Annotated in this window: 23 protein-coding genes; 4 read left to right on the top strand and 19 right to left on the bottom strand. The window is 63.4% G+C overall.

What is annotated here, in order from left to right; genetic code table 11:
* Nucleotides 1–2 precede the first annotated feature (2 nt).
* The 4 genes from B9A95_RS14635 to B9A95_RS32305 form a co-directional block, all read right to left on the bottom strand.
* Complete coding sequence (locus B9A95_RS14635) at nt 3–1559, bottom strand: DEAD/DEAH box helicase family protein (RefSeq protein ID WP_084047992.1); 1557 nt, start codon at nt 1557–1559, stop codon at nt 3–5.
* Complete coding sequence (locus tag B9A95_RS14630) at nt 1528–2295, bottom strand: hypothetical protein (RefSeq protein WP_139806803.1); 768 nt, start codon at nt 2293–2295, stop codon at nt 1528–1530. Before B9A95_RS14630 ends, B9A95_RS14635 begins: the two co-directional genes overlap by 32 nt.
* Nucleotides 2296–2472: 177 nt before the next feature.
* The gene (locus tag B9A95_RS32310) at nt 2473–2730 is read right to left on the bottom strand and encodes a hypothetical protein (RefSeq protein ID WP_139806802.1); all 258 of its coding nucleotides are present in this window, start codon (nt 2728–2730) and stop codon (nt 2473–2475) included.
* Nucleotides 2731–2827: 97 nt separating this feature from the next.
* Nucleotides 2828–3325, bottom strand: coding sequence for a hypothetical protein (locus B9A95_RS32305; RefSeq protein ID WP_139806801.1), 498 nt, complete (start codon nt 3323–3325; stop codon nt 2828–2830).
* Nucleotides 3326–3367: 42 nt separating this feature from the next.
* Between B9A95_RS32305 and B9A95_RS14620 the strand changes: the two genes are divergently transcribed.
* Nucleotides 3368–3703 (top strand): hypothetical protein, encoded by a 336-nt coding sequence (locus tag B9A95_RS14620; RefSeq protein WP_084047989.1) that lies wholly within the window; start codon nt 3368–3370, stop codon nt 3701–3703.
* Between the two features lie 44 nt (nt 3704–3747).
* Here B9A95_RS14620 and B9A95_RS33795 read toward each other — a convergent pair whose 3' ends face one another.
* Nucleotides 3748–3909: a hypothetical protein gene (locus B9A95_RS33795; RefSeq protein WP_170928656.1), complete on the bottom strand. Its 162-nt coding sequence runs from the start codon at nt 3907–3909 to the stop codon at nt 3748–3750.
* Nucleotides 3906–4541: a RusA family crossover junction endodeoxyribonuclease gene (locus tag B9A95_RS14615; protein ID WP_084047988.1), complete on the bottom strand. Its 636-nt coding sequence runs from the start codon at nt 4539–4541 to the stop codon at nt 3906–3908. The genes B9A95_RS33795 and B9A95_RS14615 overlap by 4 nt, the downstream gene beginning before the upstream one ends.
* Before the next feature lie 80 nt (nt 4542–4621).
* Here B9A95_RS14615 and B9A95_RS14610 point away from each other — a divergent pair, with 80 nt between their 5' ends.
* On the top strand, nt 4622–4894 hold the full coding sequence (locus B9A95_RS14610; RefSeq protein WP_139806800.1) for a hypothetical protein: 273 nt from the start codon (nt 4622–4624) through the stop codon (nt 4892–4894).
* Between the two features lie 29 nt (nt 4895–4923).
* On the opposite strand, the gene B9A95_RS14605 is transcribed toward B9A95_RS14610, so the two are convergent.
* The 13 genes from B9A95_RS14605 to B9A95_RS14560 form a co-directional block, all read right to left on the bottom strand.
* Complete coding sequence (locus B9A95_RS14605; protein WP_084047986.1) at nt 4924–5760, bottom strand: hypothetical protein; 837 nt, start codon at nt 5758–5760, stop codon at nt 4924–4926.
* 211 nt (nt 5761–5971) lie between these two features.
* Entirely contained in the window at nt 5972–6781 is an 810-nt protein-coding gene (locus tag B9A95_RS14600) for a hypothetical protein (protein WP_084047985.1), read from the bottom strand.
* Between the two features lie 17 nt (nt 6782–6798).
* A complete protein-coding gene (locus B9A95_RS14595; protein ID WP_084047984.1) occupies nt 6799–8118 on the bottom strand; it encodes a replicative DNA helicase in 1320 nt (439 codons plus the stop codon).
* Nucleotides 8115–9008, bottom strand: a complete 894-nt coding sequence (locus B9A95_RS14590; protein WP_084047983.1) for a hypothetical protein — start codon at nt 9006–9008, stop codon at nt 8115–8117. The genes B9A95_RS14595 and B9A95_RS14590 overlap by 4 nt, the downstream gene beginning before the upstream one ends.
* Nucleotides 9005–9247 (bottom strand): hypothetical protein, encoded by a 243-nt coding sequence (locus B9A95_RS14585; RefSeq protein WP_084047982.1) that lies wholly within the window; start codon nt 9245–9247, stop codon nt 9005–9007. The genes B9A95_RS14590 and B9A95_RS14585 overlap by 4 nt, the downstream gene beginning before the upstream one ends.
* 11 nt (nt 9248–9258) lie before the next feature.
* Nucleotides 9259–10419, bottom strand: coding sequence for a phage recombination protein Bet (gene bet, locus B9A95_RS14580; RefSeq protein ID WP_084047981.1), 1161 nt, complete (start codon nt 10417–10419; stop codon nt 9259–9261).
* Between the two features lie 103 nt (nt 10420–10522).
* On the bottom strand, nt 10523–10717 hold the full coding sequence (locus B9A95_RS14575; protein ID WP_084047980.1) for a helix-turn-helix domain-containing protein: 195 nt from the start codon (nt 10715–10717) through the stop codon (nt 10523–10525).
* Nucleotides 10717–10887 carry a hypothetical protein gene (locus B9A95_RS33790; RefSeq protein WP_170928655.1) on the bottom strand — a complete coding sequence of 57 codons (171 nt, stop codon included), beginning with the start codon at nt 10885–10887 and terminating at the stop codon, nt 10717–10719. The genes B9A95_RS14575 and B9A95_RS33790 overlap by 1 nt, the downstream gene beginning before the upstream one ends.
* Entirely contained in the window at nt 10884–11027 is a 144-nt protein-coding gene (locus B9A95_RS33785; RefSeq protein WP_170928654.1) for a hypothetical protein, read from the bottom strand. Before B9A95_RS33785 ends, B9A95_RS33790 begins: the two co-directional genes overlap by 4 nt.
* A complete protein-coding gene (locus B9A95_RS14570; protein WP_084047979.1) occupies nt 11024–11230 on the bottom strand; it encodes a hypothetical protein in 207 nt (68 codons plus the stop codon). Before B9A95_RS14570 ends, B9A95_RS33785 begins: the two co-directional genes overlap by 4 nt.
* Nucleotides 11227–11451: a hypothetical protein gene (locus tag B9A95_RS14565; protein WP_139806799.1), complete on the bottom strand. Its 225-nt coding sequence runs from the start codon at nt 11449–11451 to the stop codon at nt 11227–11229. Before B9A95_RS14565 ends, B9A95_RS14570 begins: the two co-directional genes overlap by 4 nt.
* Nucleotides 11452–11510: 59 nt before the next feature.
* Nucleotides 11511–11681, bottom strand: a complete 171-nt coding sequence (locus B9A95_RS33780) for a hypothetical protein (protein ID WP_170928653.1) — start codon at nt 11679–11681, stop codon at nt 11511–11513.
* Nucleotides 11678–11902 (bottom strand): hypothetical protein, encoded by a 225-nt coding sequence (locus B9A95_RS14560; protein WP_084047977.1) that lies wholly within the window; start codon nt 11900–11902, stop codon nt 11678–11680. The genes B9A95_RS33780 and B9A95_RS14560 overlap by 4 nt, the downstream gene beginning before the upstream one ends.
* 165 nt (nt 11903–12067) lie before the next feature.
* On the opposite strand from B9A95_RS14560, the gene B9A95_RS14555 reads away from it, so the two are divergent.
* Both B9A95_RS14555 and B9A95_RS14550 read left to right on the top strand, forming a co-directional pair.
* Entirely contained in the window at nt 12068–12616 is a 549-nt protein-coding gene (locus B9A95_RS14555) for a helix-turn-helix domain-containing protein (protein ID WP_139806798.1), read from the top strand.
* 6 nt (nt 12617–12622) lie between these two features.
* Nucleotides 12623–13270 (top strand): ImmA/IrrE family metallo-endopeptidase, encoded by a 648-nt coding sequence (locus tag B9A95_RS14550; protein ID WP_084047975.1) that lies wholly within the window; start codon nt 12623–12625, stop codon nt 13268–13270.
* Nucleotides 13271–13275: the final 5 nt, after the last annotated feature.

Here is a 13275-nt window from a genome sequence, read left to right as displayed (position 1 = left end):
GGTTACCTCCTGGCCTGCTGAAGTCGGGCCGCCACGGCTGCAGCGGCGCGGGCTGCGGCGAGCTGGCCGGTGGCGGTGGGTTTCTTCTCTTCAGGCGGTGGATCGTAGATGGCCAGGGCGAGGGCGTCCGCACGGTCACAACTGCGGCCCAACCGCTTCTTCAACTCCTCTTTCTTTTCCACCTTCGCCCGGCCTTGCGTGTCGAAGCTGTACCGCACGGCCACCAGTTCCCCTTCCAGGTGACTGTCTGCAGGAAGTTGTCCCCCTTCCTTCAACCAGTCGCGCATGGCGAACCACAACTGATCGCGCAAGCGGTGGTATCCCTCGGTGGTGGCGTTCTCGCTGACCTTCACGGGAATGACCATGATGCCGAGCTTGCGGGCCCGCTCGCTGTGCTTGAGGTGGTCCGTCACGCCGCCGCCGTTGCCCAGGTCATCGATCTTCACCCGGACGCGTCCAGCGCTGACTGGGTAGTCATGCTTGCGGCGCAGTTCCTCCACGTAATCCATGACGTGCCCAGCCACCTCTACGTTGTCCTGCTTTCGATGGGTCTTGATTGGGCCAGGGCGGGAACCGAAGACGGGCAACAGCACCGTGAGGTCGTCACCGAACCGGGCCACGTCCACCCCGAGGGTGAATGGACCGGTGAGGGTCTCCTGTTCGTTCTGATGCCGTGCCCTCGCAGCTTCGACGAGGCCCAGACCGATGACGGAGTTCTCGGCCTGATCGGGAAAGTTCCCGCGCACACGCACCTGGAAGAGCGGGCTGTCCTCTCCCCACTCGCTGAGCTTCTCCTGCACCCATGCCCGCGTGGCCAGTCCGGGAATGAGCATCTCGCCGGTCTGGACGTTCGGTGTGTCCTCACTGCTGACGTGGATGGTGTGCCAGAGGTGACGCTTGGTGGTGAAGGCGTCGTAGAAGGTGCCGCTGGTTTGCGTCGGGTTGCTGATGAGCAGGATGCTTGCGCCGCCCGCCATGTTCCCTTCGATGGCTTCGAAGATTTCTTCGTCCACCCCGGACGCCTCGTCGATGATGAACACCAGGTCCGCACCGGAGATGCCGGCCATCTTCTCAGCGTCGGCAGTGCTGAACCCGAACACTTCACTGTCCCGGTACCGCAGGCCGCTGGCGGGGTCGAGGAAGAGGTCACCCGGGAGTTTGGCTTCCCGGTGCCGCTTGCTGAGTTCCTTCCAGATGATGGCCTTGACCTGACGCGCGGTGGGGGCGCTAAGGACCGTGCGGCTGCCTTCCCGGCTCAGGCAGCGCCACAGGGCGATGATGGCGGCCGTCGTGGACTTGGAGACCTTGTGGCCGGAGCGCACGGCCACTTTGCGGTGGTCTCGAATGGCCAGGAGGATGCGTTCCATGGCGGCCCAGACCTGCAGGCCCAGCACCTCTTTGGCGAAGCCCACCGGGTCGTCACGGTACTTGGCGAACGGGTTCTCGTCAGTACGGATCACCCTGGGAGCAGCCTGCTGCACGCCTTGCCTGAGGCCGCGCGCGTAGGGCGAGAGGTCGTCTACGGGTTCAGTAACGGACGCTGCGGGAGTGTCGTTCAATAGCGCCTGCAAGTTCAGACCGCAGCTCCGCTGGTGTGTACGTCGATAGGTCTGCGTCATCTGCGATCACCTCCCTCAAGGCCAGAACGGTCTTCAACCCGAGCTCGCCTAACACCCGATCCACTTCGTTGAGCGTGATGCTGCGCTCGCCCTCGCGCTTCTGGATGCGTTCCACGATGCCGGTCACCCGGTCAATCAGGGTGATGAAGCCCGAGAGGTCTGGCATCTGTCGGGGCTTGTTCTCGAACGCCTCGGGGATGGGCGGCGGTGGAGGCGGCTCGGTGGGTTCGCTGCCACTCTGCGCCGCGGCTTCCAGGTACTTCGCCAGCTGCTCGCGCCAAAGCTTCACCGCTTCCTCGTACCCGCTCGTGTGGCTGGCGTGCCAGGCGATGATGGCGGCGGTGACTTCGCTGTGCCGCTGGATGCCTTCCTGCAGGAGGGAGCGGGCGAGCAGCAGGTCCGGCAGGAGGTTGAGTGGGTCTGGGTCTGCCTGCTGGGCCTCGATGGCTTGCCGGAGCGTGGGGCTGGCGTTGGTCAACTGGTAGCGGGTGCTGGGCTTCTGACCGACGCCGCCGTGGTTGCGGCACTTGCCTTCCCCTGGGTGGTCTGTGCCATGTCCGGCGGGCTTCTTGCAGGGCTTCCCGCTCCGGGTCTTGGCGCCGCAGGTGGGGAGCTTGGCGCGCTCGGCCTTGGTGGTGCCTTGGTGGGCGGGCTTGCGCTTCGGTGCATCCTTCATGGGGTTCCCCACGACCTGCATCGTCCATGGGGTAGTGGGGTGGGCATCGTGGGTCACCTCCTGGAGGTAAGGGGAAGGCGTTCTTTTTTCCCTTATACGCAACTGTGCAAGTCGGGAAAAAAGTTATACGCGGGCAATGAAAAACCCCGCCGAAGCGGGGTGATGGTGGGGCACGGTTTACAGATCGAATTCAACTTCGACTATGTCTCTTAAGCCGCCTCGCTGAACATACCTTGCGCGACTTGGCCGTCGAAAGGACTCTCCCTGCACCTTTCCAGCTTCATCAACGTATTTCACGTTGTATGTTCCAGCGTTTACGTCCGCAAAGAGAGCCCAGACGGCGGGGGGGAGAACCACAAGAAGTGTTTCGGTCCTCTCATCGGCAGTTGAAGGCTGTTTTTCGGCAAAGAAGATCATGTCATCAGGCATTGCCATGCCCTCAGCCTACCCCTTCGTGTAAACCAGCGGTTGCCACTTTGCCCAACGGAAAAGGCCGCCCCCGAAGGAACGGCCAACCTACAGAAATGGTAGGTCAATCCCCGGATTTCTGCAACTGGGAAAGGTAATTCTCTGCCTTTGTGTCCCCCAATCGGGTGGCCAGAGTCAAGACCGCGACGGCATAGTCCAAAGCGCGGTCTTTCGGGCTGGCCCATCCGCCCCGTTCATCAATGAGGCTGGCGAGGCCTGTCCCGGCCCGGGTGCGGTCCAGTCGGATGTCTGCCATTGCTGTAATCGCGCTGCCCAGGGCCGAGGCGGACACGTCACCCATTGGGGTCCTGACGCGGGTGTAGGTGACGAACCCCACCATGCTGCCGTTGCTGCTCATCCCTAACCCAACAGGACGCAGACGGCTTCCACTTCCTCCTGAATGACTAGGGAGCACAAGGTCGCTGCGCGTCACTGTGTCCCAGTCGCGTATGGCTTGAAGCCACGCTTCAGCGTAGGTGCGTGCCTCACGCTGCTGCTCGCGGGGGCCACGCGTGCCGTCCGGCGTGCGGAGGGTGCGCCAGTTGGTGGGGCGGGTGCGCATCTTTGCGGGAGATTCTCCCTGGACTCCCCTAGACTCGGGAGCATGCAAGAGCGCTTGACCTTTCGGAAGTGGCTTCTGATCATGCTGCCGGGTCTGGCCGGTTACCTCATTGCCGTGGGTGGAATCTTCACCATCTGGCCCTACCGAAATCTGCTGCCCAACCCCTTGGATCAGCTGTTGGTTATCGTGAGCGTCATTGCTGGCTTCTTGGTCAGGGGCGTTCTCGAACGGCTCCCGTTGATTCAAGAGGCCCAGAGGACGCGAGGCGACTCCATCTGGACGCGCAATTGGCAACAGGACTTTCAAATTGGGTGGACCCTGTTCTTGGTGATCCTCTTTGGCGTTGTGCTCTTGAGCCTGGTCTTTAAAGCGTTCTGACGGTTCGGACAACTCGGCCACCTCCGGGCGCGAGAGGGCGAGGGTCATCGGTGCTTCCCCAGGCGGCGCAGGACTTCACCGGCGGACTTCATGCTGGTGGTCATGCCAGTGAAGGCAACTTGCAAGTCGCGCGCTACCTTCACTGCCCCCGAGGGGTAGAGATCGTCGAGCACCTTGCGGACGATGGGGTCAACGGGCTTGTTCACGAGGTCACCTCGAAAAGTGTGTTGGTGAGGGGCGTGATCTGCACCACGACGCGGCCGCCCGGGCACACCTCGCCCCGGATCACCCGCAGCTCGTCGATCAGCGAGTCATCGGCCCAGACCTTGGCGTGGGTCAAGGCGTCTTCCAAGGCCTTCGGGATGTTGCTCAGGTCGCGGTGCCGCTTGTCCGGCGGGCAGGCGGTCAGGGTCAGCGCGAGGCGAGCGCCGGGCGGCGTGCTGGGGTGGCCCATGTCGCGCACGCGGTCCTTGACGGTGCGGCGGTAGGCGCGGCCCTGTAGGCTGAGCAGGATGCGGGCCTGGGGGCCTTTGGCGGTCTTGATGATGATGGCCCGCCAGATGCTGTTCAGGGACGGTGGGTAGGGCAGCGTGAAGGTCAGGGTTCTAATTGGGTCGAATTCGACCGGTTTAGGCAGCGCTAGTCCCATTGGTGCAGACATTGCGTGCTGGAAGGGCTGTGCAGGTGGACTAGTTTCAGCAGGTTTCGCCGTTTGGTCCACCAGTCCCAGCCGCGCTCGGGTGGACTCGCGCAAGGCCGGGTCTGCGATGCGCGAGCAGTACGCCTCAGCCGCTGCCCGACTACTCCATCCGCTTCGCCATGGTTCCGAGCCGCTCACATTCGCTCCAAACGTCGTAGGCGAAGTGATATGACGAGGCCATGAGCCGCGGATGGTTTGAACAGACACCCAGGATGACTATGGTGCAAATCATCAGCCTGCTGCTTCTGCTTGCCGGTTGGCTGCTCACAGGTACCATCGAGACAGATTGGTGGCCCAAAGACGATGTATCCGGTCAGACCATGAGGAAAGGGATTGGCACCGTCATGAGCCTGATGGGCGTGTTGGGGTACACCTGGTACATGGAGGCATATGCGAGGCACCACAAGTCCCCTGTCTGGCGTCGTGCTTTTGGATGGGTCCTGATGTTGGCTATTACCTTTAACGTCCTGACCAAATGGGGGCCCAGCTAGCAGAGGCTGATAGGACGGGAAGGAATAGTTCACCCCTTCACCTCTTCCACCAGGTTCAGCACAGCCTTCTTCAAGTACGGCGCGCGGTCACCAAAGGCGATGGTCGCGTGACTCTCGGTGTCCACGATCTTCGCCTCGGCGTAGGGGTTGCCGGATTCGTCCTGCTTCACCACGATGCGCAGTTCCTGGGTGGGCGTCAGGTGCTGGGCCGCGTAGGTCATGCACCAGTCCGTCCACCCACCCCGCCCCGTGGTGCTGCTCTGGGCCACGCTCTCCGCGATGTGCTGCTGCTGCCGCTGCAGCCGTTCGTAAGTGCCGGTGGTGACGTTCTCGACAAGGACCGTGGCCCGCTGCTCGCCCGTGAGTTCGTGCAGGGGCACCTCTGCCCCAGTCTCCGGGTGCGCTACCGTCCCGTGCGCATCGATGCTCGCTGCCACCTCAGCCGCGGCCTTCACCTGCGAGGTGCTGGGCCGCTCGCTGCCGGTGGCCGTCTTCAGATACTGCGCCACCGCGATGACTTTCTCAGGCTCCAACGTCTCAACGATCTTCGCCGCTTCCCGCAGCTCACGCGCTTGCCGTTCGTTCTCGGGTTGTAAACCAACGGTTGTCAGCACCTGCGAGGTTGCCGCCGCGTCGATCAGTTGCTGGGCACGCTGCCGAGACCAGCCCCACACGTGCTCGCAGTAATCGCCGAAGGTCTTGTGCTCGGCGCGGTACAGGCGGCGCTCTCGGATGGTCAGCAGGGCTTCTCCCACGGCCACGAACTCTTGCCAGCCTGCCTTGATGCGGGACTCCAAGGTAACGAGGTCTGCGCGTTCCTCGGGAGCTAAGGGCTGAATCTCACGCACCTGCACCTTGGCAGTCATGCGGCTCCCAGTACAGTGGCCACATGACGAAACCCAAAGACACTGCTCAGGCAGTCCAGAAGAAAGAGAGCCGTAGGAAGAGGTTGCGGAATCTTCTGCCTGACCTCTTTGGGCTGTTCGTTGATCGGCTCGTGAAACTGCTGTCGTTTTTGTCGTAGCTGAATCGTCATGGGTTCACCAGTGGGGCGGGCCTGCACCCGCCCCCTCTCTCTTAGGCGCTGGGCTGCGTGCCGCTGTCGGGCTGGCTGGGTGGGAAGGGCATGTCCTCTTCCTCGGGCTCGGCCACTTCGTACATGCCTTCCAACGCGCCGCTCTCCACCAGCTGCGGCCAGTGCTCGAACAGCAGTGCCCGCCACTCGGCAGCGGCCTCGTCATCAGTCTGCTTCGGGTCTGACCACTCGCCGGGATCCCGCCCGATGGCTTGCAGCAGCGTGCTCAGCTGCCCGAACTGCGCCCGGGCCAGGAACTGCTCAGGGGTCTCGGGCCCGCTGTTCTGCTCATGGGCGTCGGGTGCCTCTTGCCCTCCGAAGATCGGGCTGCCGTCGATCTGGCCCACCAGGTCCTGCACGTCCTGCTGCACCTGCTTCTCGGCCTGCAGTTCCTGCTGGATCATGCTTTCTTCCAGCGTCGGCATATCGCCCACCGTGCATTCCAGGGCAAAACTGCAATTCAGGAACGCCGCACAGGACAGACCCGCTGCCGTCAAGGTCTCATCCGCTATCCGCGTCACGAACCGCGTAACGCCCTCCGGCACCGTGGTCAGGTTCCCCTGCAGCGTGGTCGGCAGCAGGATGCCGGGCAGGTGCTCCCCATTGACGCGCGGGCGAATTTCCAGCTTGAGGCCGTCTGTCTCGGCCGCACCAAACAGCACATGCGTGTGGTCCAGTTCGAATTTCCAGTCTGGCTTCGCGTTGCGGTTGAAGACCCACTTCACGTCATGGACGAATCCGATCTCCCGGATTTCCTTCGTGGTGAACCCTTTGAATTCCAGGCTGTAGATGCCGTAGGTACGCTCTTCCATGATGGTCTCCTTTGCGCTCACGCGGCGCCGTACAAGTCGGGTTGACGGGAGAGATTGGCGAACCGCACAAACTCGCTGTTGTAGGCGAGCTTCACGCTGCCCACGGGGCCGTTTCGTTGCTTGCCGACGATGACCTCGGCAATGCCCTGCTGATCGGTGTTCGGGTTGTAGTACTCGTCTCGGTAAATGAACATCACCGTGTCGGCGTCCTGCTCAATGGCCCCGGACTCCCGGAGGTCAGACAGCACGGGCCGCTTGTTCGGGCGGGCTTCCACCGCGCGGCTCAGCTGGCTCAGCACCACGATGGGGATCTGGAGTTCCATGGCCAGCTTCTTGAGGGTCCGGCTGATCTGGCTGACTTCCTGCACACGGTTCCCGCTGTCGGCGTTGCCGGTCTCGATGAGTTGCAGGTAATCGATCATCAGGAAGTCGAGCTTCCCGGCGGCGCGCAACTTGCGGGCGTCCCGCGCGATGCTGCTGCCCGTCTGGTCCGGCGCGTCCATGAAGGTGATGGGTAGACCGCGCAGGCGGGCGGCGGCGTTGCGGCACCGCTGCTTCTCGGCAGGCGTCAGGATGCGTTGCCGGATCCGGTTCAGGTCCACCGAAGCCGCGGTAGCAATGGACCGGGTGGTCAGCGCCTTGGCGGGCATCTCCAGACTGCCGACGGCGGCGTGCATCCCGTTCTGCGCGGCGAGGGTCACGAAGCTGTACCCCAGGGCGCTCTTGCCCATCGCGGGCCGGGCGGCCAGCACGTACATCGCCCCGGGTTCCCAGCCGAGCAGCTGCGCGTCCAGGTCCACGAAGCCCGTGCTGATGGCGTTCGGCGCTTCACTTTCCATGTCAGCCAGGGCTTCGTCGATGGCCTGGGCGTGACTGGTGAACCCGGACCGGGAGCGGACATCGAGGGCCCCGCCCACCTGGCTGGCCATGGTCGCCAGTTCGTCAGGGCTGAGGTCTCCCTCGCTGGCGTGATGCACCAGCTGGTGAGCGCGCCGGATGGCCTCGCGCCGCCCGTGCAAGTGGCGCAGCTCGGCGGCGTACCGCTCGGCGTAGAACGCGCTGACTTCCATGCCCATCACGGCCTGCAGGAACGCGGTGTTCACAGTCTGGCCGCGCTTGCTGTCGGCCGCACGTTGGAGGATCAGGCCCAGGTCGTCGAGGGGCTGCCCGGCGGCGTGCAGCTCGTGCATCAGGCCTGCGAGTTCCCGGGTGGCGGGGTTGTGCCAAGCGGCGGGGGCGAGGTCTGCAAGGTGCGTCCAGGCGTTGGTGTCGATCAGGACGCAAGCGAGGGCCTGACGCTCCAGGTCGTGGTTCTGGGGCAGCGGGCGAGCGGTCATTCGAGCACCGTCAGCGTCTTGACCTGGGCCAGCGGCACGTCGGGAAAATCCGGATGCGTGGTTGTCACGCAACGTGAGCCGACGTGAACGATCTGGGCTTCCACCCCGTCTGAGTGCCGCACGAACTGGCCCACGCTCAGCGCCGGCCGCGCCGGGCCGGAACCTGTTTCAGTGCCTGGGGCGTTGACGTTTCCTGCCCCCGCAGTCATGTGTTTTTTGAGCGCTGAGAAGGGGTGAGCGTACGAACCCATGCCGATGATGTTTTGCGCGGCAGCGCGCAGAGCGTCAGCTCTGCCTTCCTCCACCCAAGCCGCCCAGGTCTTGATCTGCGTGTCTTGGGTGGGTTTCCGAATGCCCTGCAGGGCCACCCAGTTCCGCCAAAGTTCCAAGAGCCCAGCACCATCAACAGCCCGCAGGGCGTCCCCGTAACTGGGTTCCTTCTCTGGGGTGTTGTTGTTCATTATTCTTCTACTTCCTTCTACTTCCTTCAGGGGCTCTTTTTCCCTGTCCAGAACGATGTTTTCCTGCTCGTTTTGCGAACGCTCGTGCGAACGGCTGTTCGCATTTCCGTTCGCATCTGCGTTCGGATTCGTGTATTTCCAGAGCTTCCCCACCTGAGCGCAGAACCCCTGAGAGGACAGAGCAGCCAAGGCTTTCTCAACGGCGCGCTGCCCCAGGTCCGTTTCCTGTTGCAACTCCGCGACACTCATGGGCGGCTTGTGGGTGTAGTTGGAGCGCTCGGCCAGGGCAGTGAGGGTGCGGGAGGCGGCGCTTCCGTTCTTCTTCTGGAATTCGACGACGGCGCTGTCGGTGGTGGTGAAGGTGCCTGCTTCACGGCGTTTCTGTTGCTGTTGAGCAGGGGCGGGGAACTTGATGACGGCGGCGTTCACGAGAAGCTCCGATCACAGACGAGGCCCCACAAGCGCGGGATCTCGGAGGGACGGCGCAGCAGCGCGAGGCGCAGGGCTTCAGCGAGCTTGAGCACTTCGTCGTCAGTCATCTTCGCCAGGCCCTCCGCACGCCCTTCGGGGGCGCGCGTGTTGGGCATCTGGTAGGTGGCGCGGAACTCGGCCACATCGTCCGGGTAGACGGTCCATGCGGTGGGTTCCAGGTAGTCAGGGGCAGTCATGGTCAGCAGCCTCAGAAGGGAAGGTCTTCTTCAACAGGAGGGAATACGCCCCACGCTTCGGTGAGGGCGCGGGCGGCTTCTTCGTTCGACCAGGCGCTGAAAGTGTCAAGCAGGACGCTGGCTTGCTGCTCGGTCAGGCTCTTCGTACCGAGGGGCTGCCCTGCGTTCAGGACGTAGCCCCACAGGGCGGCACGGTCATCGCTGGTCTTAGCGTTCGCGCGGTTTGCGTGGGCACACAGGGCCTTGCGCTGGGCGTCACTGAGCGTCACCTCGGCAGGTTGTGCGGGGGCCGCTTCCTGGGGTTGCTGTGCGGGCTGCGCGTGCTTCAGGCCCAGCTCTTTGAGGTTGTCGTAGCAGGCCCGCGCGCCGTCGATGCTGGTACGCCACTCGTAGGTTTCGAGGATGTGCTGCACGTCGTCAGCCGGTGACACTTTGCGGACGCGCGCGGCCAGGTCCCCGATCTTGCTGGCCCACGCCTTCAGGGCTTCTTCCTGGTGAGGATCGGGCAGGGTCTTGGCGGGCACGCCTGCCTGCTCGGCCACCTCGCGGGTGATGTCGGCGCGGCGGGTCTGGGGAGCAGGGGCAGCAGCTGCGGGGGCTGGGCTGTCCGCTTGCTCCATTTCGGTGTCGGTGTAGACGCCGGAGAGTTCAGCCGGGAATGCCTTCCGGAGCGCCAGCGCTTCCGCGCACTTGCTGAGTTGCCCCTTGGGACGGCTGGCCCACATGCTGTTCGGCTTGTTTTCCTTCGTGGTCTGCACGTACTCATCCCAGAAGGCCGTCGCGGGGTATTCGGCGATGTGGCCGTGAACCAGCTTCTTCACCGTCACCTGCGCCCAGGCAGGGTACCCGTCTTTGTTCGTGGGGCCATACACGGCGTCGGTGGTGCCGACATGTGCGCCAGTGCGGGCAGCGATCAAGCGGTAGCCGTCGATACCCGTCTGAATGACCATCTTCTTCCGCTTGCTAGCAGCGTCCCACCGCATGACCGCGTGGATCTGGCGTTGTAGGGGGCTGAGGCCTAATGCGCGTGCCACTTCCATGTACAGCTGGAATTCCTGGTCATTCGTTTCGGGCGCCAGCATGTTCCTGATCAGGGCGATCTGTTCCCGGTTGTAATCGCTGTGCTGCACGAGGGGCATGGACTCGGGGCGGGCGTATTCGAGGGCAGTCACAGCAGGGCTCCAATCCAGTCGGCGAGGGCGAGCAGGGCCACGGGCCCCGCGAGGAACAGCAGGGCCAGCAGCCACACGGGCAGGCTGAAGTCGGGCTCGGGCTTCATGCGGCCCGCCGGTACACGTAGAACTTCTCTTGCCGCTGCCGCCGCACCTCACCGTGCCGCTGCATGACGGCAAGGCAGTTGTAAGCGGCGGTGCGGTGGCACGAGACCCGCTGGGCAATCTCGGGCACCGTGAAGGCCAAGCCGGAGGCCAGCAGGGCGCGGATCTTGTGGATGATCAGGGCCCGGCGCATCAGTTCAGCTCCCGGTTCAGGCACCCGTCGCAGATGCCTTCTTCAGTCGTGCGCCCACAGTCGGTGCAGCTGCGCCCATCGGCCAGTGCGCCCACACGGCAGCAGGCCCAGAACAGGAGCAATGAGGCGGCGGCCAGCAGCGGCCACAGGATCAGCAGGGTACGGATCACGACAGCACCTCCAGTAGCAGGGCGAGGGCAGCAGCGGTCCACAGGAGGACGCCAACCACCGGTTGACAGAAGGCGGTGGTCAGGGCGCACTGCCAGATGTGGCGGGCGAGTGCATCGGCAGGGAGGTAGGGGCGCTTCACTGAGGGCCTTCCAGCAGTCGTGCAATCTCCGCTGCCAGTTCTTCCCGCAGCCGCGTGGTGACCAGTGCCACGCGGGCTACGACGGCCTCCTGCTCGGTTTGATTCATTGGGCGCGAGAAGGCGAAGGTGCGCTCAAAGGCCAACTTGACGTGCGCGCCGTCGGTGTACACGTTGGCCTTGATCGAGAAGGCGTTCGCTTTCACGCCGCCGCCTGCACTTCCAGGCGCTTACCACTGGCGGTCACGAAGCGCACCACTTCGCTGCCCCGGTGGCTGGTCAGGTTGGCGACGCGCGCGCCGCAGCGGTAGCGCCGGGTGAACTGGCCCTCGAAATCCTGCTTCTCGTAAGTCCAGGTCAGGCCGTCTGCGGTCTTGATCGTCGGGGGGGGTGAGGCGATGTGCGCGGGGGTCAGGTGTACACTCATGGCAGGCATTCCTTCCGAGGAGTGAGGACGCGGTGGCACCCGCGTCCTCTTTTTTGGTCTCAGGCCGGGCGTTTCGCTTCGGCCTGCTCTTCACGCACCTGGGGTGCGGGCTGAGTAATTGGGGTGGCGTTGGCCTCGCGCTCCAGCCGAGAGGCATGCATCCGAGCGAACAGATCAGCCGCCCAGGCAAGCCGCGAGGGATAGGAGCGGAGGGGAGGACGCGAGGTCATGCGGGCACCGATTGTCCGACTTTGGTAGGTGTGCAGTCGTGATCCAGTCCGAGAAAAAACCAAATAAGATTGACGGTTGCTTCCTGCACCTTCTCCTCCCCGCGAAGCACGCCCAGAACGGTGTTGGGCGTGAGTGCCGTACCGCGTGCAATGCCGCGCGCAGACAGACTCAAGCGCTCGACTTCCTTCTGGATTTGCACGATCTTCTCCGCCTTGTTCATCTGAATCCGATTCTAGTCCGGTAAAGATAGTGTGTCAATATCAATACACGATTAGTCTGTGACAGGTGCGGAAAATGTAGCGATATGGAACCAAAACGCTACCGTATGCGTACAGGCGACATGATCAGTCCGCATCGCTCGCCGAGTTTTCCCCTAGGGGTACTCATGGCATCCGTCACACAGAGTGAAACTGAAGTAGCCCAGAAGCACGGCGCGTTCATCGATGAGCGGCGTGCAGACAAAGGGCTGAAATGGCCTGAAGTAGCCCGACAGATGGAGCTTCACTACGGGGTAAAGGTCACAGCGGACTACCTCTCAAAAATCAAAAGAGGGCACAACCCCTTGGCAAAGGCCACCCTCCCCGTCAGGGAAGCGCTACGCAAGGTGCTGGGCATCAGCCTCGAAGAGTGGCACACAGAGACCGGCCTATACACGGGCACTCCGGTAGAGCCGACCGCCCCCACAACGCCTTTACGCCCCCTTACGGATGCTGAGCGCCGGGGTTGGGTGCTGCCCGAAGAAGAGCCAGAGATCGAGATTCCTGACGCTCTACGCGAGGCTGCCGAGATGTACGGCCACGGGAAGAATGCGCCGCTCGCTGAAAAACGGTGGCTGCTCGAACTGGCCGACCTCGACTTTCGAGAGGAACCAGAAACGCCGGAAGACTGGCTTGCCCTCTACGTCCGCCTCTCGAAGTTGATAGACCCGAAGTAGGCCGCCGTGGACCTCCTGATCTCTGACCTGTTGGATTACATCGAGGAGCAGCACGCCGCGACCAACTACGAACGTGACCCGGTGAAGCTGGCTGAGGCGTGGGGCATCCGGTACGAGGTCGGCCCGCGCTACCTGGCTCGCAGCCGCGACTATGACATGCGAAATGACCTGATCTGCGTGACCGAAGAAGAGTACGGTAGCCGCCACCTCTTCTCTGTCTCGCACGAGTTCGTGCATGTGCTTGCGCGGCGCGGAGGGTATATCAAGCTAATCCGGTACTACCACGCCAGCGTCCCGGATATGCGGAAGCACATTGAGCTGATCGTGAATTACGGCGGTGGCCGGTTACTAATGACAGCTCAGGACTTGTACGAGGCAACACGCGAGTTCGGGGATAGCCCCAACGTCATCCTGCGATTGATGGAGGTCAGCGGGGCCAGTGAGGCGGCAGCCATGCGCCGCTGGTCGTGGCAGGACATTCACGAGTATCGGGCTGCGTTCACCGCCCAGGGCAATTACATCCAAGATGCTGTGCGCTGCCGCGCTCGCCTGCCCTTCAAACGGGGAGATCGGGTGCCCGAGATTCACATCGTTCACCCCGACGTGAATCTCGTGTACTTGGGCGACGGGCGCGTGATGGGGACTGTGGTTTAAGGAGA

This window comes from Deinococcus hopiensis KR-140, assembly GCF_900176165.1.
Lineage (GTDB): Bacteria > Deinococcota > Deinococci > Deinococcales > Deinococcaceae > Deinococcus > Deinococcus hopiensis.
The sequence above is the reverse complement of the archived record's forward strand: the minus strand, read 5'-3'. Positions and strand labels throughout refer to the sequence as shown.

What these genes read in the sequence shown, in the direction of transcription:
- B9A95_RS33780 (WP_170928653.1), bottom strand. Translation starts at nt 11,681, where the DNA reads ATGACCTCGCGTCCTCCCCTCCGCTCCTATCCCTCGCGGCTTGCCTGG.
- B9A95_RS14560 (WP_084047977.1), bottom strand. Translation starts at nt 11,902, where the DNA reads ATGAACAAGGCGGAGAAGATCGTGCAAATCCAGAAGGAAGTCGAGCGC.
- B9A95_RS14620 (WP_084047989.1), top strand. Translation starts at nt 3,368, where the DNA reads ATGCAAGAGCGCTTGACCTTTCGGAAGTGGCTTCTGATCATGCTGCCG.
- B9A95_RS14565 (WP_139806799.1), bottom strand. Translation starts at nt 11,451, where the DNA reads ATGAGTGTACACCTGACCCCCGCGCACATCGCCTCACCCCCCCCGACG.
- B9A95_RS14595 (WP_084047984.1), bottom strand. Translation starts at nt 8,118, where the DNA reads ATGACCGCTCGCCCGCTGCCCCAGAACCACGACCTGGAGCGTCAGGCC.
- B9A95_RS14555 (WP_139806798.1), top strand. Translation starts at nt 12,068, where the DNA reads ATGGCATCCGTCACACAGAGTGAAACTGAAGTAGCCCAGAAGCACGGC.
- B9A95_RS32305 (WP_139806801.1), bottom strand. Translation starts at nt 3,325, where the DNA reads ATGCGCACCCGCCCCACCAACTGGCGCACCCTCCGCACGCCGGACGGC.
- B9A95_RS14630 (WP_139806803.1), bottom strand. Translation starts at nt 2,295, where the DNA reads ATGAAGGATGCACCGAAGCGCAAGCCCGCCCACCAAGGCACCACCAAG.
- B9A95_RS14600 (WP_084047985.1), bottom strand. Translation starts at nt 6,781, where the DNA reads ATGGAAGAGCGTACCTACGGCATCTACAGCCTGGAATTCAAAGGGTTC.
- B9A95_RS14610 (WP_139806800.1), top strand. Translation starts at nt 4,622, where the DNA reads ATGGTGCAAATCATCAGCCTGCTGCTTCTGCTTGCCGGTTGGCTGCTC.
- B9A95_RS14605 (WP_084047986.1), bottom strand. Translation starts at nt 5,760, where the DNA reads ATGACTGCCAAGGTGCAGGTGCGTGAGATTCAGCCCTTAGCTCCCGAG.
- B9A95_RS14585 (WP_084047982.1), bottom strand. Translation starts at nt 9,247, where the DNA reads ATGACTGCCCCTGACTACCTGGAACCCACCGCATGGACCGTCTACCCG.
- B9A95_RS32310 (WP_139806802.1), bottom strand. Translation starts at nt 2,730, where the DNA reads ATGGCAATGCCTGATGACATGATCTTCTTTGCCGAAAAACAGCCTTCA.
- B9A95_RS14575 (WP_084047980.1), bottom strand. Translation starts at nt 10,717, where the DNA reads ATGCGCCGGGCCCTGATCATCCACAAGATCCGCGCCCTGCTGGCCTCC.